Source organism: uncultured Pseudoteredinibacter sp., assembly GCF_947500695.1.
In the GTDB taxonomy this organism is placed as follows: domain Bacteria; phylum Pseudomonadota; class Gammaproteobacteria; order Pseudomonadales; family Cellvibrionaceae; genus Pseudoteredinibacter.
Genome location: NZ_CANMSS010000002.1, coordinates 538,735 through 558,827, shown reverse-complemented (window position 1 = coordinate 558,827; position 20,093 = coordinate 538,735). Strand labels below are relative to the sequence as shown.

General features: G+C 46.0%; 19 protein-coding genes. 8 read left to right on the top strand and 11 right to left on the bottom strand.

The window, feature by feature from the left end:
* The first annotated feature begins 218 nt into the window (after positions 1-218).
* Positions 219-860, top strand: a complete 642-nt coding sequence (gene yihA, locus Q1A08_RS06050; RefSeq protein ID WP_299770863.1) for a ribosome biogenesis GTP-binding protein YihA/YsxC — start codon at positions 219-221, stop codon at positions 858-860.
* 223 nt (positions 861-1,083) lie between these two features.
* Positions 1,084-3,687, top strand: coding sequence for a TonB-dependent receptor (locus tag Q1A08_RS06045; RefSeq protein ID WP_299770861.1), 2,604 nt, complete (start codon positions 1,084-1,086; stop codon positions 3,685-3,687).
* Positions 3,688-4,167: 480 nt separating this feature from the next.
* Here Q1A08_RS06045 and polA read toward each other — a convergent pair whose 3' ends face one another.
* Positions 4,168-6,903, bottom strand: coding sequence for a DNA polymerase I (polA, locus tag Q1A08_RS06040; protein WP_299770859.1), 2,736 nt, complete (start codon positions 6,901-6,903; stop codon positions 4,168-4,170).
* Between the two features lie 365 nt (positions 6,904-7,268).
* Between polA and Q1A08_RS06035 the strand changes: the two genes are divergently transcribed.
* The gene (locus Q1A08_RS06035) at positions 7,269-7,541 is read left to right on the top strand and encodes a hypothetical protein (protein WP_299770857.1); all 273 of its coding nucleotides are present in this window, start codon (positions 7,269-7,271) and stop codon (positions 7,539-7,541) included.
* Between the two features lie 84 nt (positions 7,542-7,625).
* Here Q1A08_RS06035 and Q1A08_RS06030 read toward each other — a convergent pair whose 3' ends face one another.
* On the bottom strand, positions 7,626-8,435 hold the full coding sequence (locus Q1A08_RS06030) for a metal ABC transporter substrate-binding protein (RefSeq protein ID WP_299770855.1): 810 nt from the start codon (positions 8,433-8,435) through the stop codon (positions 7,626-7,628).
* Positions 8,436-8,503: 68 nt separating this feature from the next.
* Here Q1A08_RS06030 and Q1A08_RS06025 point away from each other — a divergent pair, with 68 nt between their 5' ends.
* From Q1A08_RS06025 to Q1A08_RS06010, 4 genes are all read left to right on the top strand, one after another.
* Positions 8,504-9,007 carry a Fur family transcriptional regulator gene (locus tag Q1A08_RS06025; protein ID WP_299770853.1) on the top strand — a complete coding sequence of 168 codons (504 nt, stop codon included), beginning with the start codon at positions 8,504-8,506 and terminating at the stop codon, positions 9,005-9,007.
* Positions 9,004-9,762, top strand: a complete 759-nt coding sequence (znuC, locus tag Q1A08_RS06020) for a zinc ABC transporter ATP-binding protein ZnuC (protein WP_299770851.1) — start codon at positions 9,004-9,006, stop codon at positions 9,760-9,762. The genes Q1A08_RS06025 and znuC overlap by 4 nt, the downstream gene beginning before the upstream one ends.
* Before the next feature lies 1 nt (position 9,763).
* On the top strand, positions 9,764-10,552 hold the full coding sequence (locus Q1A08_RS06015; RefSeq protein ID WP_299770849.1) for a metal ABC transporter permease: 789 nt from the start codon (positions 9,764-9,766) through the stop codon (positions 10,550-10,552).
* 146 nt (positions 10,553-10,698) lie between these two features.
* Positions 10,699-11,532, top strand: coding sequence for a transporter substrate-binding domain-containing protein (locus Q1A08_RS06010; protein WP_299770847.1), 834 nt, complete (start codon positions 10,699-10,701; stop codon positions 11,530-11,532).
* Here Q1A08_RS06010 and Q1A08_RS06005 read toward each other — a convergent pair.
* From Q1A08_RS06005 to Q1A08_RS05985, 5 genes are all read right to left on the bottom strand, one after another.
* Positions 11,490-12,182, bottom strand: a complete 693-nt coding sequence (locus tag Q1A08_RS06005; RefSeq protein WP_299770845.1) for an SCO family protein — start codon at positions 12,180-12,182, stop codon at positions 11,490-11,492. The two genes, Q1A08_RS06010 and Q1A08_RS06005, sit on opposite strands and share 43 nt — an antisense overlap.
* A 72-nt stretch (positions 12,183-12,254) precedes the next feature.
* On the bottom strand, positions 12,255-13,169 hold the full coding sequence (gene cyoE / locus Q1A08_RS06000; protein WP_299770843.1) for a heme o synthase: 915 nt from the start codon (positions 13,167-13,169) through the stop codon (positions 12,255-12,257).
* A complete protein-coding gene (locus Q1A08_RS05995) occupies positions 13,169-14,200 on the bottom strand; it encodes a COX15/CtaA family protein (protein ID WP_299770841.1) in 1,032 nt (343 codons plus the stop codon). Before Q1A08_RS05995 ends, cyoE begins: the two co-directional genes overlap by 1 nt.
* An 8-nt stretch (positions 14,201-14,208) precedes the next feature.
* Positions 14,209-14,835 (bottom strand): hypothetical protein, encoded by a 627-nt coding sequence (locus tag Q1A08_RS05990; protein ID WP_299770839.1) that lies wholly within the window; start codon positions 14,833-14,835, stop codon positions 14,209-14,211.
* Between the two features lie 30 nt (positions 14,836-14,865).
* Entirely contained in the window at positions 14,866-15,591 is a 726-nt protein-coding gene (locus Q1A08_RS05985; protein ID WP_299770837.1) for an SURF1 family protein, read from the bottom strand.
* A gap of 27 nt (positions 15,592-15,618) precedes the next feature.
* Here Q1A08_RS05985 and Q1A08_RS05980 point away from each other — a divergent pair, with 27 nt between their 5' ends.
* Positions 15,619-15,876, top strand: a complete 258-nt coding sequence (locus tag Q1A08_RS05980; RefSeq protein ID WP_299770820.1) for a DUF2909 domain-containing protein — start codon at positions 15,619-15,621, stop codon at positions 15,874-15,876.
* 3 nt (positions 15,877-15,879) lie between these two features.
* Here the strand turns inward: Q1A08_RS05980 and Q1A08_RS05975 are convergent, their stop codons facing one another.
* The 4 genes from Q1A08_RS05975 to coxB are packed head-to-tail and all read right to left on the bottom strand — an operon-like array spanning position 15,880 to position 20,092.
* A complete protein-coding gene (locus tag Q1A08_RS05975; RefSeq protein ID WP_299770819.1) occupies positions 15,880-16,818 on the bottom strand; it encodes a cytochrome c oxidase subunit 3 in 939 nt (312 codons plus the stop codon).
* 49 nt (positions 16,819-16,867) lie between these two features.
* Entirely contained in the window at positions 16,868-17,419 is a 552-nt protein-coding gene (locus Q1A08_RS05970) for a cytochrome c oxidase assembly protein (protein ID WP_299770817.1), read from the bottom strand.
* A gap of 10 nt (positions 17,420-17,429) precedes the next feature.
* The gene (gene ctaD, locus Q1A08_RS05965; RefSeq protein WP_299770815.1) at positions 17,430-18,980 is read right to left on the bottom strand and encodes a cytochrome c oxidase subunit I; all 1,551 of its coding nucleotides are present in this window, start codon (positions 18,978-18,980) and stop codon (positions 17,430-17,432) included.
* A gap of 11 nt (positions 18,981-18,991) precedes the next feature.
* Positions 18,992-20,092 carry a cytochrome c oxidase subunit II gene (gene coxB / locus Q1A08_RS05960; RefSeq protein WP_299771109.1) on the bottom strand — a complete coding sequence of 367 codons (1,101 nt, stop codon included), beginning with the start codon at positions 20,090-20,092 and terminating at the stop codon, positions 18,992-18,994.
* Position 20,093 lies beyond the last annotated feature (1 nt).

The window sequence follows — 20,093 nt, the reverse complement described above, 5'->3', positions numbered from 1 at the left end:
CAAGCTCGCACAGTGCGTAATTTGTCTAAGCTATCACCGCTGTTGCTATAAGAACAGCTAGCTATGGTGCTTTGCCATTGTCATATGGCGATAAAGTGGCAACTTGGTATCCTGCAGCTGACAAGCTACAATGCGCACCCTCACCGAGGCCAAAGCCGCGACATTATATACACAACTCATTGATAACACACTATTTATAAAGGGTTTTGCAGCCGTATATGGGCCAGATCAAGTACAGCGACGCTATTTTTACACAAAGTGCACCAAGTATTCGCCAATGTCCTAGCGACAGCGGTGCCGAGGTTGCATTCGCCGGCCGCTCAAATGCGGGCAAATCCAGCGCCATTAATACCTTGTGCCAGAATCACAAGCTTGCTCGCACGAGTAAAACCCCCGGCCGCACACAGCTAATCAATTTCTTTGCACTTACCGAAGAACAACGTTTGGTTGACCTCCCTGGCTATGGCTTTGCAAAAGTGCCTCTTGCCATGAAAAAAGAATGGGAGAAGCATTTATCTGAATACTTAGCAGAGCGACAATGCCTTAAGGGCTTAGTTTTATTGATGGATGTTCGTCACCCAATGCAAGAGTTTGACACCATGATGTTGAATTGGGCGGTTGAGGGTGAAATGCCCGTACATATACTTCTTACCAAAGCTGATAAACTCAAAAAAGGCCCAGCTCAAAACACCCTATTAAGAGTTCGTAAACATCTTAAAGAAGCCCAAGTAGACGACTTGGTGAGCGCTCAGCTATTCTCCTCTCTAAAGAAGACCGGCATCAAGGAGCTGGAAAGCACGCTGAATAATTGGTTAAAAATCGACCCGATTGAAAGCAGTAGCGAATCACCTGAAGAATAAAAGTTCCGCTGTACAAAATTTCGGCACAGTATTCATCCTAAAAAGTACTCATCATAGCCACTGTTTATTTGCATTTCTTAACAAATCCGGTAATCTCAAACAAGCGTCTAAATAATTTCATAATAAGGACGCAAAAAACATAAAGATTCTCGAAACTGGTAGTTAAAAACCAGTCAAATTCGCTAATAAACATAAAAATGAAGTTGCAACAGAGGATGTCACCATGACACTACACCACCGACCAACCCTGTTGGCTACGGCCATTGCTATGGCAGTAGGCGCAAGCTCTACCTTTGCACAGAACAGCACCGAGCTTGAAGAAGTCGTTGTATATGCTCAAAAACGTGAGCAATCCATATTAGAAGTCCCCGTTTCAGTATCCAGCTATAGTGCCGACTCACTAGATCAGGCCAAAGTTCGCGATATTAATGATTTAACCCAGGTTGCCCCTTCGATCAGCATCGATAACTCGACCGGCGCATCCGATACCTCTATCTACATCCGTGGTATGGGCACCTCCGGTAACAACGCTGGTTTCGAGCAATCGGTAGGTATCTTTATCGATGGTGTATACCGAGGTCGTCCCGGCTCTGCCATGTCAGATTATGTCGACATTGAAGGCATTGAAGTTCTAAAAGGTCCACAGGGAACCTTGTTCGGTCGTAACACTTCAGCTGGTGTTGTAAGTGTGCGTACTGCGGCACCTTCACATGAAGCAGGCGGCACCATGGAAGTTAGCCTAGGTAACTATGGCTATAAGCAAGTTCGCGCTTCCGCGACTGGCTCTTTAATTGAAGACAAGCTGGCCGGCCGTTTGTCTGGCTCTTGGCATGAGCGCGACGGTTACATGGATAACCCATTTACCGGTGAAGAAGCACAGAACCGTGATCGCTACAGCTTACGCGGTCAGTTACTTTGGGATGTCAGCGACGATGCAACCTTACGTGTAATTGTTGATAAATCTCACTCTGATGAAAACTGCTGTGCAGCCACTCCTCTTTTATATGGTCCGGCTCAGAACGCTATTGATTTTGTCGATGGCTCACAGTTCTCTCGCTTGCCAGCCAACCCTATTGACTATAACGGCTTACCTGGTGCGCAAGTTCGTGACGTATTCGATCACCAGTTTGCTTCCAATCAGCCATATGTCGATAAGATTGACGACCAGGGTATTTCCGCCGAACTAAACTGGGATTTAGGCGAAACAGCGCTTACTGTTATTGCTTCTAGCCGTAACTTCGAAAACTTCCAGGCGCTAGATGCTGATCACAACTCAGCTGACATCCTGACTCGTATTCAAACCTTTGATAACGATGAGAAGAGTTTAGAGATTCGCTGGGCTTCTACTGGCTCAAACACCATCGATTGGACGGTAGGTGCTTACGTATTTGATCAGGAGATCCAATACAACTCGCCACTACCTTTCGGTACCGATTTGCGTCCTTATGTGAACGCTCTAACTTCTCTGGATGCTGACCCATCCAATGCCGCCAACCTATTTACCTTGGCTGAAGTAGGTCAGGCCGCCCTAGGCAATATCTCGCCAGCCCAAATTGGCTCGCTATACTTCGGCGCCGATGGTAAAGGTGGCAGTGGTAATGACTATTCTGCAGAGAGTTTCGCATTCTTTGGTCAGGCCACTTGGAATGTAAACGACGATCTAAGCTTCACCTTGGGTCTTCGCTACTCCGATGAAGAGAAGCAAGCCGACTATATTCCAGACTTCAACAACCCTTGGTCTCGTATCGATTCACAGGAAATGTTTAACACCTACCTAGCAGCACTGGCTGTTCAAAATGGTGTATTCCCAATCGGCACTGATCCTGCCATCGTAAATGCTACCTTGGCTGGAATTCAAGCGGGTGCCTCTGCTGGCGACCCTGGTTCACAAGCGCTTGTTGGTGGTGCACAACAACTAGCTGCAGGCGCCCGAGGCGTTCAGCTGGTTGTACCATATGAGCCATTCACAGCAAATTATGATGATGACAACATCTCAGGCACATTAAGTGTGAACTACCAGTTTAATGAAGACATGAGTGGCTATGCTCGCTTCGCGCGCGGCTACAAATCCGGTGGCTTAAACTTAGATCGTGCTGGCCCAAGTACTACACCTGACAGCCAAGTAGTAAGCGACCCGAATGTTGTGGTTTTCCAGCCTGAACTAGTTGATACCTTTGAAGTGGGCTTCAAGTCTCGCTTAATGGACAACCGTTTGAGCTTGAATGCTGCTGTATTTGTGCAAGAGCTTGAAGATTATCAGTTCCAGAGCTTTACCAGCACCGGCTTTGTTGTTCGAAACGCAGCCAAAACCGAAGGTACCGGTCTAGAAGTAGACTTCGCCTTCAAGCCTAGCGACAACTGGTTTATTAGTGGTGGTGCGGTATGGCAAGACGTGAACTATGACGAGTTCCCAGACGGCCCAATTACCATTGCTCAAACTTTGGCAGGCCAAGCTGCGAATACCAATGACCTGTCAGGTCAACGCGTAGTTCAGTCTTCTGACTTCAGCGCTTCTTTATTGATTGCTTACAATCAGCCAATCTCTGAAAGTCTAGAATTCACGGCTAGCCTAAGCGGCAACTATCGCTCTGACTTCTTCCGTCAGTCTTCTAACGAACCGCTAAGTGAGCAGAACGTTAGCATTGTTAATGCCACCATCGGTATTGGCGAGCAAGACGGCGGCTGGGCACTTGAGATTTGGGGCAAGAACCTGACTGATGATGAAGTTTATGCGTCTTTCACTTCTACCTTCCAAACTAACAGCTTGAGCTCGTTTATTCAGCAGCCTCCTCGTACCTACGGTATGACGGCTAAATACAACTTCTAAGCCTTAGGCTCGAAGGACCCAAAACCCGGCCACCGCGCCGGGTTTTTTATGGTCTGGATGACCGGTCGAGATTTGCTCCTGCAATATCGACATTCACCACATCCATGTGGCTCGTATCCTGCGGGCGCCATGACTAATTCCTTTGGAAGGAATTTGGGCTTGGCCGTAGGCTATTCGCCCGGACGGCGAATATCAGCAAGCAGGAGCAGGATATGGTCTGGATGAGCGGTCGAGATTTGCTCCTGCAATATCGGCATTCACCGCATCCATGCGGTTCTACACGCCCACTCCATTTATCTCAGGTAATAAAAAACCCCGTACCAATCGGCCGGGGTTGCTTAAAATTCTAGCTAATACTGAAATTCAGTTAATCAATAGAGAGGAGAGTCACATTAACTGTTAACTATGACTGGCCTCATCAGGCAAAGTTCCAAAAAAGATGAAATATTTTTAATCTTTCTGCCATCCTACTTTTAGAAATTAATGAGCCTCATCCCAGTTATCTCCGACACCAGCTTCTACCAATAGCGGAACATCAAGATTCACCGCTGTGGACATAGCCTCTACCAAGCCCTCCGAGACCTTATCAAGGTCTGACTCAGCCACTTCTAGTACCAATTCGTCGTGAACTTGCATGATCATGCGGGCATCTAGGCCACTTTCTTCTAGCCATTCATCTACCGCGATCATTGCCAACTTTATGATATCGGCGGCTGTACCCTGCATGGGTGCGTTAATTGCCGTGCGCTCAGCAGCTTGACGGCGCATGCCATTGCGCGAATTAATCTCAGGCAAATATAAGCGTCGGCCAAATAGCGTTTCTACATAACCCTTTTCTGCGGCTAAGGCCCGAGTGTCGTTCATATAGTCCTGCACACCGGGGTAGCGTTCAAAATACAGATCCATATATTGCTGGGCATCATTGCGACCAATATGAAGCTGCTTTGCTAAACCGAAGGCCGACATACCGTAGATCAAACCGAAGTTAATCGCCTTGGCGCTGCGACGCTGTTCAGTACTCACCTGCTCAATGTCACAGCCAAATACCTCAGCTGCCGTTGCTCGGTGAACATCCAAGCCCTGAGCAAAGGCGTTCAATAAGCCCTTATCTTGGGATAAATGCGCCATGATACGCAGCTCAATCTGAGAGTAATCCGCCGCAACAATTTTATAGCCCTCTGGCGCAACAAAAGCCTGGCGAACTCGACGCCCTTCTTCAGTACGAATTGGGATGTTTTGTAAATTGGGATCCGATGAGGATAAACGCCCGGTTGCTGTAACCGCCTGATGATAGGAGGTATGTACACGGCCCGTCTTCGGCTGCACCATTTGAGGCAGCTTATCCGTATAGGTCGATTTCAGCTTGGAAAGACCACGATATTCCATTAATAGCTTTGGTAATGGGTAGTCCAGGGCTAGCTCTTGCAGCACCTCTTCTGCTGTTGACGGAGCGCCCTTTGGGGTCTTTTTGATAATAGGCAGCTCGAGCTTTTCAAAGAGAATGGCACCCAACTGCTTGGGTGAGCCTAAATTAAACTCTTCGCCGGCCAACTCAAAGGCCTCCTTCTCTAAAGCCTCCATACGCTCAGCCAGCTCTAGACTCTGCTTGCCTAAACGGTTGCAGTCTAGGTAGGCACCTTGGCGCTCGATCTTTGAAAGCAGTGGCACTAATGGCAGCTCTATCTTTTCAAATACCGAACGAGGGCCTTCATCTTGCTCTAACTGCGGCCAAATCGCCTGGTGAAGACGCAAGGTAATATCCGCATCTTCCGCCGCATAATGGCCAGCTTTATCGAGTTCAATTTGATTGAAAGTTAGCTGCTTGGCGCCTTTGCCGGCGATGTCTTCAAAATGAACAGTATCAACATCTAAGTGAGTTTTAGCCAAGGTGTCCATATCATGGCGGTTGGCCGTACTGTTTAAACAATAAGATTCCAACATGGTATCGAAGGCAATACCCTGCAAATCTACATCGTAGTTGGCCAGCACGCTTTTATCGTACTTAAGGTTTTGCCCAACTTTAGCTTTGCTTGGGTCCTCTAAAATAGGCTTCAGCAAAGTGAGTAAGCGCTCCCTATCAATCTGACCTGGAGCATCTAAATAATCATGCGCACAGGGGACATAAGCAGCTTTGCCCGGCTCAACCGAAAAGGAAACACCCACCAATTGAGCCTGCATATAATCAAGGCTATCGGTCTCGGTATCGAATGCAAATAGCTCTGCCGCTTGCAAAGCTTCCAGCCAGGGCGCCAGCTCTTCTTCGCTTAAAACTGTTTGATAATCCACTTCAGATATTTGCGGCGCAGCTGCTGTTGCTGACTCAGCACCTTCTCCAGCCTCATCTATTTCGGCAACCCAGCCTTTAAACTCCATCTCTTGGAACAAACTAAGCAACTCTTCGCTTTGTGGGGTTGATTGCTTTAGATCCGCTGGGCCAAAATCCATCTCTACATCTAGTTTAATGGTGGCCAGCTCGTAAGATAGAAACGCCTGCTCTTTATTGTCGATCAGCTTTTGCTTCATGGTTTTAGAGCCACGAAAACTTAGCTCTGCAATATCATCTAGGCGACCGTAAATATCTTCGAGGCTACCTAAACCCTGTAAAAGGGCCAATGCGGTTTTTTCACCAACACCTGGCACGCCTGGAATGTTATCGACCTTATCACCCATAAGAGCCAAATAATCGATAATCAGCTCGGGGGGCAAGCCGAACTTGGTCTCTACGCCAGCGATATCCATCACCGTCTCGGTCATGGTGTTTACCAAGGTAACATGCTTATTAACCAGCTGGGCCATATCCTTATCGCCGGTGGATACCACCACATCGATACCCGCTTCGGTGGCCTGCTGCGCTAGGGTTCCGATAACATCATCAGCTTCTACTCCGCTAATGGCGATCAGCGGCAAGCCCATGGCTCGAATAATCTGGTGGATAGGCTCAATCTGCGTCCGCAACTCATTCGGCATTGGCGGGCGATTCGCCTTGTACTCTGGGTAAATATCATCACGAAAGGTTTTGCCCTTCGCATCAAAAATGACAGCAACTTCACTGCCTTCATAATCCTTTTGCAGGCGACGTAACATATTGATTACGCCTTTCACCGCACCCGTATCTTGACCTTTAGAGTTAGTCAACGGTGGTAAAGCATGGAATGCGCGATATAAATAGGAAGAGCCATCCACCAAAACCAGTGGGGCCTGCTGCGTTTCAGACATACGGTGTCTCATCTTCGGACAAAGAGCGAAGCATACACTAGATTCGAAAAACATGGAGCCACAGCATTTCGAATGCTGTCTTTTTGCTTTTGTTACCCTTTGTTACGCCAAATATAGCTTTGAAGCTATAAAATATTGTTTGTACTTACTTACGTTACAGCCCTGCAATATAAACCTAACTAAACTTTACCATTGTCTTTACTAGCGCAATTATTGAACAGCCGCTACAATATGTAACACAAAGTAACAAAACGAATCAGCAGTTAGTAACACATGCTTTTTCGCCAGTAGATTTTGAATTCCAAGTGAGCAGTAGACCAAGCTGCTCACTTTTATTTTTGCCTTTTAAAAAGGAGGGCTACAGTATGAAAAAATTTGGTTTGTATGTTGCCCTAGCACTGTTTGTACCCAGTGTTATGGCCAAGGAAGTTGCGGTATCGAATATCGCCGTTGCCATTGCCGAAGCAGGCGCTAACTACAGTTGGGCGGTTGAAAAAATGAACGCCAACCCTGCTGAGTTAAAACTGCTAGAGCTTGAAGCACAGCACGAAGAGCTAACCAGCAAGCTACATGAAAAGTTGGAAAGCAAATTGGCATTACAAGAGGAGCGTCAGTTCCAAATGCCACCTAAGCAGTAAGATTTACTGTTACAAAAAGGCCAGCAAATGCTGGCCTTTTTTTATGCTTATTTTAGAAAGGGTATACAGTAGCAAAAACAGCCCCTATGGCTTAAAGCAGCCAGAAAGCTGAGTTAGCATAGCCTCCATCCAGGGGTGATAGAGCTGCTCAGCGCTACTATTGGCTAATGGGTCAAGCCATACTAACGGCAAACCTTCCTGCTCAGCTAGCCGCTTGGCGCGATTAGCCTCACTATAAGGCTCAGCCAATAAACAAGGCGCACCTCGCAGCTTCGAACGAAGCTCTAGTCGCTTCGCCAAGCTAATCCCCTTACCTTCTCCGGCAGTCGCCGCCGCTACGATATTAATATCAAAGGCTTCGGCAAGGTGAGAGTAACCATCATGGTAAACCGCGATCGACTTAGCGGCCAAAGGCTCACGCCAGCGCGCGAGCAATTCCTGTTGTTTCTCTTGATAAGCTTGCAATGAACTAGCTGGCAATGCCAACTGCTCAACAATCCCTTCCGCCATCAGCATGGCCTGGAAGGGGCTTAGCCAATAGTGGGGATCTCGGTGAAGATCTGTATGGGCTAGAAGTGGATCCTCGAAGTGAACATCAGCCACACCTATCTTCGCAATAGCGCGCTGTAAATAGGGCTCTAATGCAGGACCATTCCAAATCAACAAAGAAGCCGACTTAATTCGCCCTAAATCTGATATTTTCAAGGCATATTGATGCGGGTTGGCTCCCGCAGGCAGCAGCACCTCTACCTTAGCTCGGTCACCAAGTAATTCCCTTGCAATCTTCGCCAGCGGTTCAATACTAGCAAGCACTACTGGCTTTTCAGCTTCCGCCCAGCTTGCCGGCAATCCTAAACAAAACAGCAGCCAAAGCCGCTGTAAACTACTCCACATTGTAACCGCATACCTCAAAATTCATCGATGTGTTATATTGTAACACGATAAAATTGGACGTTTTGCCTATGCCCAGCAACTTGGATGCCCAAAGCATCGCCCCTCACCCAGATCACGACCACCAAGCCTGTATCGACTCAGCCTTAACGGCCGCTCGAGAACTATGTCGTGAGAAGCAGCAAAAGCTCACCAAGACTCGTGAGAAGGTTTTGCAGCTAATATGGGGCAGCCATCGCCCTATTGGCGCCTACTCCTTAATGGATGCGCTGGCAGAAGGGGAACAGAAGCGCGTTGCACCACCTACAGTGTATAGGGCTTTAGATTTTTTGCTTGAGCTTGGCTTAATTCACCGCATTAACTCATTAAATGCTTATATTGGCTGCCAAGATCCTAGCCATGAGCATCACTGTTACTTTCTAATTTGTACCTCATGCAATCTAGCCGTGGAAACTGACCCGGGCCCTTTCCAATCTGCCGTTGGTCAACTTAAGCAAGAAAGTGGCTTTGAAATACGCCAACAGAACATGGAATTTAATGGCTTATGCCCACACTGTCAGGAGCAGTCTGAGTGAGCAATGCACTCTTGTTAGAAGCCAACGGCCTTTCCATCTATAGACAAGGAAGAACCTTAGTCGACAATGCCAGTCTTCGCCTAGAGGCAGGCAAAGTTGTCAGCTTAATTGGGCCGAACGGCGCCGGCAAGACCACGCTTATTCGAGCGCTAATGGGCTTGCTTAAAATAGACAAGGGCCAAATAGAAAGCAGCCAAGGTTTACAAATCGGCTATATGCCACAAAAATTAAACCTAGACGCAAGCCTACCCATTTCAGTTAAGGGCTTTCTTTCCCTAAATCAGTCTAGTGCTAGCGATCACTTCCTACACTGCGCAGCAAGCTGCGATGTCGAATGTATTTTTGAGCGCCCCATGCAATCTTTGTCTGGCGGTGAGTTGCAGCGAGTTCTGCTTTGTCGTGCGCTGTTAAAAAAGCCGCAGTTACTGATACTCGATGAGCCGGCGCAAGGCCTTGATGTAAACGGCCAGGCCGAGCTTTATCAACTGATCACTCAACTTCGCGACGAAATCAATTGTGGCGTATTAATGGTTTCCCATGATTTGCATTTTGTCATGGCGGCCACCGACGAAGTGATTTGCCTGAATCAACATATTTGCTGCCATGGCCACCCAGAAAAAGTCAGTGCGCACCCTGAGTACTTGAAATTATTTGGCCAAAACCAAGCAGCCAATGTAGCGCTCTACACACACCACCATGATCATCAGCACGGTGTTCATGGTGAGCTTATCGAAACCTGTAATCACAAACACTAATATGCTGGAACTCTTACTCGCGCCAATTTTAAGCGGTGTTATCATCGCACTTTTAGCTGGCCCTTTAGGCTGCTTTATTATCTGGCGTCGCCTAGCTTACTTTGGTGACGCGCTGGCACATTCAGCATTACTTGGAGTGGCCCTTGGTTTAGTGCTACAAGTGTCCACCCAACTCGCTATCGTCGGCAGCTGTGCAATATTGGCCATTAGCCTTGCACAGATAAAGCAGCACGGTGAATTAAGCAGCGATACGTGGTTGGGCGTCTTATCTCACGGCAGCCTCGCCTTTAGCATCATCGCCATCAGCCTAGCTGGAGCTGGGCGCGTGGACCTATATGGTTATTTATTTGGTGATTTACTATCTGCCGATCTAAACGATGCTGCATTGATAGCTGCCTGCGCTTTAGTTTTAGGGATTTACTTATGGCGCTGCTGGGATTCCTTGGTTTGTATTTGCCTCAACGAAGATTTAGCGCTGGTCGAAGGCATTGCCGTTAATCGCCATAAACTTCTGCTGATGATTGCTATAGCCTTTATTACCGCAATGTCGATGAAACTGGTTGGCGCCCTACTAATAACCGCCTTACTAATTATTCCTGCAGCCAGCGCAAGAACATTTGCCAATAGCCCGGCTGGAATGGCGCTTATCGCAATGGCAAGCGCACTTGTGGCATTGATGCTAGGGATTTTTGCTTCCTATCAGTGGGATATACCAACGGGGCCCGCCATCGTAGCAGGGGCTTGTTTGCTATTCGCACTTAGTAAAACTTCGACACTTTTTAGTAAGTGACATTAAATTACCAGCGCTATTAATCAGCAGACTGCATTAGTACTTGCTGCTTAAGACAAGCTCTATTAGACTATTTTCTATGCGTCAGGGTGTCGCATAGAAACGGAGTTCTAAACGTCAAATATTAACGACTTTAGGCTTTCTTTATGAAAAGCGTTTCTGTGCTATGCCTATTTCTTATATGGGCTTACTCTTTTTGTTCTTTTGCACAGGCAAAAGACCAGCCAGCTTTACTTCGATTTAGCACTGTACATTACCCTCCTTTTGTAGTCTGCAATAAAGATAATATCGCTGTTGATGGCCTCGATGTGCGAATATTGTCTGCAGCAACTAAAAAGCTCAATATAGAGCTAATCATACATTGCACACCTTGGCGTAGAAGTTTACATGAAGTGGCCATTGGTAATCTGGACGGTGTCTTCCCGCTCTATATCACAGATGAGAGAAAATCTTGGGCGAATTTCATTATGACTCCGCTGCATTATGAGTCCTATGTACTAGCTAGTCATACAAACAAGCTGCCTAACATTAATAGCTTGGGAGACTTGTTCAATAAAAGACTAGGCTTACATGCGGGTTTTTATGTCAATGATAAATTTGAGCAAGCCGAAAAAGAAAAGCGCTTTTCACTTAAAGAGTTCAACAGTTTAGAGCTAGGGCTAAAAGCTCTACAAAGAGATAGAATCGATTATTACATCAGTAACATCACAACTCTTGGGCATGTTGCCACCCAAATGGGCATAGAGCAGAATCTTAAAATTGAGCCCAAAAGATTTACTATGCCTAAGCCAACCTATTTAGCGCTGTCACTGAAAAGCGTAAATGCTATGAACCTAGCCTCCAAATTAGCCGAGGCACTTGAAGAGCTTAGAGTAAGCGGCGAGCTATTACGTATAAATGATAAATACTTAGATGATGAGCTAAATATTAGTGATCGCTACTGCCCACAACATGTCGAAGCTGTCACCATCGATTGGTAGGTAAGTTTCATTCTAGCTAAATCTAATGGTGTGCTTAAAAAACCGTGATAATCACCACGTGGGTTTATGATGACGACTTGACCACCATGATCCACTGTATAGCTATCACCTTGCGGGACTTTCACAAATGGAACATTCAATTGATTACCCAGTTTCTTGAGCGTAATAAACTCTCCGGTTACTCCAATAAAATCAGGATTAAAAAACGGCACATACTCAGCTAATTTCTCAATCGAGTCCCTTGCAGGGTCAGCTGTCACCATAACAACCTGAGTTTGGTCTAATATATCACCATTGAGCTCTGTCACCAGCTGATTAAGTAGTGCCATAGTAGTTGGGCAAATATCAGGGCAGTGAGTGAAACCAAAAAACACTAAACTCCACTTGCCTTTTAAGCTATCACGATTAAATGCTTCACTGCGGTGATTCTGTAGCTCGAAATCACTGAGTATTCTCGGCTGGTCCAATACAAACAAGCCATTAATCCTCAACTCTTCCGTGCTTAGCACTCTCGGAGAGTTAATCTTGTGGATAAACATCATTAGCATAACCGCTATCGCGACGACTATCGCAACAACCGTTTTGATGATCCCAGACCTTTGCTCTTCCGTATGTAAACTTTCATTATTATCAGTGCTAACTTCGCTCACCAAGTGCTCCTCAATGTGGCTCAGATTTTTTCAGTATTTGGCCTTGTAAATACTAAATAATTATAAGTTTTACTAGGGTGCTATTACCATTCTTACTGGCAGAGCATAGTGATCAACAAGCATAACGACAAATAAACACATTAGATAAATTATCGAGTACTTGAAGGTTTGCATACCGGCATTTTTTCGCTCAGTGAATAGCATCACCAAAGCCCAGTAGATAAAGCCCAAACCTAAAGCTACGGCACCCAATAAATAAAACCAATTCAGCATGCCTGTCGCAAAGGGAAGTAAGCTGACAGCTAATAAAATAATGGTGTACAGCAGAATATGAATCTTGGTGTAGTGCTCACCATGAGTAACTGGCAACATTGGAATATCCGCTTTCGCATACTCATCTTTACGATGTACCGCTAAAGCCCAGAAGTGTGGTGGCGTCCAAGCGAATATAATCAACATCAACAATAATCCATGACCGCCAACCTCACCGGTTACCGCAGTCCAACCCAATAACGGTGGCGCAGCTCCAGCTATTCCACCAATCACAATATTCTGGGGGGTAGCGCGCTTAAGAAATAAGGTATATACCACAGCGTAACCTAGCAAAGATGCCAGCGTTAAATAAGCGGTTATGGCGTTGACATACAATAACAGTAAAGCCATGCCAGTAGCGCCCAATACAAACGCAAACAGAGCTGCGTTAAGCGGCTCTACCCGCCCTTTAGCAACTGGCCTATTCAATGTGCGAGCCATTTTTTGGTCGATCTGTCGATCCACAAGGTGATTCACAGTCGCAGCCGAACCAGCACAAAGAGCAATGCCGAGATTGCCGATCAAAAATATATCGAGCGGCACTGCACCAGGAACGGCCAGCAGCATCCCGATCACACTGGTTAGTATCATCAGCAATACCACACCAGGTTTGCACAGCTCGAGGTAGTCCCTCCAAGAGGCGTTTTGGGTTTTCGCAATTGCACCTGCACTCATTAGACTACCCTCGATTCGTTCAGTTGATTATTTTTATAGAGCTTATAAATGATGCTGATCAATACCAGCAGTAGCACAGCACCACCAATGTTATGGGCGACAGCGATCGTCAAAGGCAGAGCAAAGAAAACGTTGCTGAGCCCCAGGCCAACTTGGAAACCCAACACAGCCAGCAGCGCTAGCGCTGAGCCCAAGAAATGATTTTGCAAGAGCCTAAAGATAAACGCTAAAGATACTATCGTGACGATAACCGCTCCCAAACGGTGGGCAATATGGATCGCGGTTCTTGCCTCTATCCCTAAGATACCACCCTCATAATTTGGGCCAATCTCATTATTTAGAGAGAAACCTTTAGCAAAGTCTACTGACGGCCACCACTGCCCTTGGCATGTAGGCAAATCAGAACAAGCTAAGGCCGCATAATTGGAACTGACCCAACCGCCCAAAGCAATTTGCACCACCACCACACACAGCAACACAAAGGCCAGCTTTATAGGCCCTCTGTTCTGATACGCTTTTATATCAGTAAATCGATATCGAATACGCAGGCTTAACAGCCAAAGCAGAGATAGGGTACAAAACCCTCCCAATAAATGGGCGGTCACTACCTGCGGTAATAATTTAAGGGTTACAGTCCACATCCCAAAGGCGGCTTGTAAAGTCACCAGCGCGATTAATGCGACAGGTAATTTCATGGGTACATCAAGGCCGCTTTTTTTCGCCCTATAAGCAAAAATCGTTATCGCGACAATTAACAAACCAAGACTGCCTGCAAAATAGCGATGCACCATTTCTGGCCAAGTTTTTTCAGTATCCACCGGTGAATCGGGAAACAATTGAGCCGCTGCTTGTTTTTCCGCAGAGGTTTCCGGCCACATCAAATGCCCATAGCAGCCGGGCCAATCTGGGCAACCCAAGCCCGCATCAACTAAACGGGTAAACGCACCTAAGCCAACCACAACAAAAGCCAAGGCGACCGATGCTAACACCAGCCTATATTGCCAAAGTAAACCATGATTATTTGTTTGCATGGGGTCACCTACTCTTCATTTGTGAATTTCAGTACACGCTTTAAATCTTTCAGCAGCTGATTGCCTTCATGCTCCGTGTTGTAAGCCATCATTGCAAAGCCATCTTCATCGACGAGTAGATAGTGCTTCATAGAGTCGGTAGCGCTCGACAGCGAAGACTCACTTAACCATCGACTGAAATCGCTGGCTTCAACATTCATTACCCTCATACGAGGGTGTTCACGCAATAGACTTTCCACTGCTGTGTTGTCAGCCCCAAGAGACAATAACACTCGCTCAACTCGTCGGGCTTTCTCTCCAAGCCTAATATGTACCTGCCTAGTAATATAGAGATTGGATTCACATGCTTTATCACAATTTTGGCTATAGGGGATCACCAGCCGCCACTTTTTGCCAGTCGCTAGCAAGCTATGGCCATCGTTATCGGCTTTCGCCAAAACACTTATCTGTTTTGCAGGGCTCAGCATTACCCCTTCATTAATCGTACCGCTTGGCATGCCCAAACCGGTCTTATAAATTAACAATGCTGATATCATCGGCAGTGCAATAACAGCAAATAATAGAACAGCCTGCCAATTTCCTACTCGACTGGCCTCAGTGTTTTGAGAATCGGTACTTTGTACTTGTGCAACCATAAGATACTACTCAGCTCTTTGTCTTTATTGTTATATATCTGAGTCACTGGCTTTGCTGAAGCCAATCACTCTTAAAATATTCGTGCTGTAGATCAAATACATCAGCAACAGCGCCAATGCCATTGCGAACCACTGAACTGCATAGGCAGTATGCTTTTGCGGTAGGACATTTACCGCGGGCCAATCACTAGGTAACACTGCTGGGCTATCACTCTGTAAGCGAATGATATGATCCAGATCTGCCTCAGCAAGATCTTTCATCATTTCTTCGGTACTTACTCGACTAATTACTTTTGGCCAAGTCGAACTACTTTGATAATCGATCAAGACATTGTTACTATTTTTATGTACTCGACCAGTAATCGTCACTTCCTGTAGCGGCGTTTTAAGCTTGGGCAATTTTCGCCTGGCTAGATCGCCTTGTACCCAGCCTCGATTTACAAGAGCCACTTTGCCTTCGGTATGAAAAGGCATGATCACTTCAAAGCCTACTTTACCGCGATAGATTTTATTGTCTAATAACCAATACTGCTTTGAATTAAATTTACCTATCGCCTTAACAAGGCGACCGCTTTGTAAGCCTTTAGTTTCCCAACTAGTCGCTGGCAGTTGTTTTATTTCTGTCAGCTCCTTCAATATTTCCGTCTTTTCCTCTGCTCTATTTAGCTGCCAGAAACCAAGACTTATTAAAATTGGAAATAAGAGCAAAAAGATAAAGCTTAGCGGTATATTTAATTTAAATGTTAAACTTGTCACTAGTGTTTACCAACGGAGTGCAGACCAATGGCGATCAAAATTATTATAGTGGTACTGTTTATTGGCGTACTACTTTCTCTTTCAAGTGGGCTTTACTTTTTACTCAAGGACTTCGGCAGTACAGAGTCTCAGCGTCTTAGAGTAGCCTTGGGCGTTCGTGTTGTATTGGCTGCCGCCTTGCTTGGTTCTGTTTATTATGGAATATCAAGTGGTCAGCTGAGTAATCAAGCCCCTTGGGATAAGCGCCTGCATCAGCAAAACAACGCTGGTGCAGGTCACAATTAGCGATCAACCAAAAACATAAACATAAAGGAATAGACCAACCCAGACCACATCAACGAAGTGCCAGTACCAGCTTGCTGATTCGAAGCCAAAGTGGTCGCTAGATTTAAAATGACCTTTCAGCACTGATCTTAGCAACATAACTAACAACATAAATGTTCCCAAGGTTACGTGCGCACCGTGAAAACCAGTTAGTAAAAAGAAGGTCGCACCGTAGATGCCCGACTCAAGAGTTAAACCCATCTCATTGTAGGCATGCACATATTCTTCAATTTGAAGAATAATAAATCCAATGCCCAAAAGTACAGTCAATCCCAACCAAAGGTTGAATTGGCGACGATTATCTTTTTTCAATGCACCGTGAGCAATATGGCAAGTGACACTGGAAGTTAACAGTATCGCGGTATTCCAAAATGGTAACCAACCCAACCAATTGGCTAGACCTGGGTTACTCATGTTTTGCTCAGGGCCGCGCATGGTGGCTGAATCACCATTTGCCGCCATGTCCGGAGTGGTCATCACCGGCCACTCATGCTCATAACCAGGCCAGAGTATATCGTTTCCAAGCCCTTGTTCGCCTTCACCAGCCAACCATGGCCCCGCTAAACTGCGAACATAGAATAAGGCACCAAAGAAGGCGGCAAAAAACATGACCTCGGAAAAAATGAACCAAGCCATACCAATGACATAGGATTTTTTAAGCTGAGGGCTATTTAAACCTTGAATGTTTTCGCTGATAACAATGGAAAACCAATTCCAAAGCACAAAAGCAAACATGAGTGAGCCGCCAAAAAAATACATTGGCCCGTTGGCATTACCATTCAACCAATTTGCCGCGCCCCAAACCGTTAGGAACAAGCCTATCGATGCAAAGATCGGCAGCTTACTCTGTTCTGGAACATAATACTCTTCATGCTCTACAGCGTTATCTTGATTACTCGACATAATTTCCCCGCCTTTTCAGTTATTTATTGGGGTGGCCTTATTTTGGCCATTAGTTTTGGGCTAGCGTTTGTTCGGTTGCTGCCCCAGTAATATCAAAAATGGTATATGACAGTGTAATGGTATTAACCGATTTCGCGACACCAATATCCACTATGAAACGCAATGCCATTTCCGTACTCCCACCAGCCTCTAAAGGCTGATTGTTAAAACAGAAGCATTCCGTTTTATGGAAATACTCTGCCGCTTTGAATGGAATCACACTCGGAACTGCTTGTGCCACCATATCTTGCTGCGTAGGATTGCTAGCGAAATACTTAACCTCAACTTCTTCACCAGGGTGCACATAAATTTCACTTTGCATCGGCTTAAACTGCCAAGGCATAGATTCATTGTTGGTCGCTAAAAACTGCACCTTGACCTTTCGACTGGTATCCACTTCAGCCGAAATCGCCTGGTATTGGTTACCGGTCTTTCCATTCAGACCAGTGATTTCGCAAAACACGTCATATATAGGCGGCATAATAAACACAGCAAATATAAACATCGCGACTACTGTAAACAGTAGTCGCCAGGTTACTCGCATGTTTTCTCTTGCCGCCACAACCTTCTCCTTAGCTTACCTGAGGGGGTTTGCTAAAGGTGTGGTAAGGTGCTGGCGACGCAACAGTCCACTCCAATCCTTCCGGGTTCTCCCACACTTCATCAGTGGCTTTCTTACCGCCACGAATTGTTGCTATCACATTAAATAAGAACAAGATCTGGGCTGCACCAAATAAGAACGCACCGACGGACGAAATCATATTCCAATCCGCAAACATCATATTGTAATCAGGTATTCGTCTTGGCATACCAGACAAGCCAGCAAAGTGCATTGGGAAGAACGTCAGGTTCAAACCAATAAATGCTGTCCAGAAATGTGTTTTACCCATCGTTTCGTTGTACATATTTCCACACCATTTAGGCAGCCAGTAATAGACTCCCGCTGTGATCGAGAAAATTGCACCAGGCACTAACACATAGTGGAAATGAGCCACCACAAAGTAAGTATCGTGATACTGGAAATCCGCTGGTGCAATTGCCAACATCAGCCCAGAGAAACCACCAATGGAAAACAAGATTACGAAGGCTATCGAAAACAGCATAGGTGTTTCGAATGTCATCGAACCTTTAAACATGGTGGTTACCCAGTTAAACACCTTCACCCCTGTTGGCACGGCGATTAGCATGGTCATGTACATAAAGGCTAACTCGCCGGCCAGCGGCATACCCACCGTAAACATATGGTGTGCCCACACAACAAAGCTTAAAAATGCGATTGATGCTGTGGCGTAAACCATCGAGGAGTAACCGAATAGAGGCTTGCGCGCAAAAGTAGGAATAATTGCACTCACAATACCAAAGGCCGGAAGAATCATGATGTACACTTCAGGGTGCCCGAAGAACCAAAACACATGCTGGAACAAAACGGGATCACCGCCACCTGCAGCATCAAAGAAGCTGGTTCCAAAATGAATATCAAACAACATCATAGTAACCACGCCTGCTAGCACCGGCATTACGGCAATCAAAAGATAAGCCGTGATAAACCAAGTCCACACAAACAAAGGCATTTTCATATAGGTCATGCCAGGTGCGCGCATGTTCATAATGGTCGCAATAATATTAATTGCCCCCATGATGGAAGATGCACCCATGATATGCACAGCAAAGATAAAGAAGGTTACGCTCGGCGGCGCATAAGTTGTTGATAGCGGTGCGTAGAATGTCCAGCCAAAGTTAGGCGCTCCACCCTCCATAAATAGTGTGGAGGTCATCATTGCGAAAGCGAACGGAAGTATCCAGAAACTCCAATTGTTCATTCTTGGCAGTGCCATATCGGGTGCGCCAAGCATCATTGGAATCATCCAGTTAGCCAAACCCACAAAGGCTGGCATTACTGCACCGAAGACCATCACCAAACCGTGCATAGTGGTCATTTGGTTAAACAGTTCAGGCTCTACAATTTGTAGGCCAGGTTCAAACAACTCGGCGCGAATGACTAAAGCAAAAACGCCACCGAGAAGAAACATCGCGAAGCTGAACCATAGGTACATGCTGCCGATATCTTTGTGGTTGGTAGTGTACAACCAACGAGTAAAACCTTTTGCAGGGCCGTGTGCCATGACGCGCCTCCTTATTGTTGTTTTGCTTTAAGCACATCTATGGGCTGAATGGTATCGCCCATATTGTTGCCAAAGGCATTGCGTTGGAAAGTAACTACAGCCGCAAGGTCAACTTCAGAAAGCTGATCTCCAAAAGCTGCCATGGCGGGATTTGTGCGGCTACCATTGATAACCATATCCATATGCCCAGCGAGTGGCCCTGTGGCAACAGGGCTACCTTTGATTGCTGGAAATGTCGGTGGAATACCTTCACCATTAGCCTGATGGCAGGCGGCACACACAGTGTTATAAACCTGCTCACCTTTGCTGTACAACTCGTCAAAGCTGAACGTTTGATTGGCCATCGCTTTGAGTTTGGCCGCCATTTCTCTACGCTCAGAAATCCACTGATCGTATTCCTCTTGAGGAACTGCTTTCACCACAATCGGCATAAAGCCATGATCCTTACCGCAGAGTTCAGCACACTGACCGCGATAAATTCCTGGCTCGTCAACACGAGTCCAAGCAGCATTCATAAAGCCTGGAATGGCATCTTTCTTTACTGCCAAATCCGGTACCCACCAAGAGTGAATAACGTCGTTAGCCGTAATAAGAAAGCGAACTTTTTTATTGATAGGTATTACTAAAGGCTCATCAACCTCAAGTAAGTAATTTGGGTTTTTCTCTTTCAGGTTTTGAATTTCTTCAATAGGCGTACTTAACAAGGAGAAGAAACTGACATCCTGCCCGAGATACTCGTATTTCCATTTCCACTGATACCCAGTGATCACAACATCCATGTCTGCTTCTTCAGTGTCATAGATTTGTTTTAGGGTAGTGGTGGCGGGTATCGCCATGATAATGAGAATAACAAAAGGGATAACCGTCCAAATAATTTCCAGTGTTGTGCTTTCATGGAAATTTTCAGCCTTAGCACCTTTTGACTTTCGATGGGCAAGCATGGTGTAAAACATCACGCCAAATACCACTACGCCGATGCCAACGCACCACCATAGGATATTCATATGCAGGCCAAAGATATCACGACTGACGGTGGTTACACCTTCAGTCATATTGAGCCCCCATCGCTCGACTTCTTTTTCAGCCATTGACTGCATAGGAACAGCTGCCATC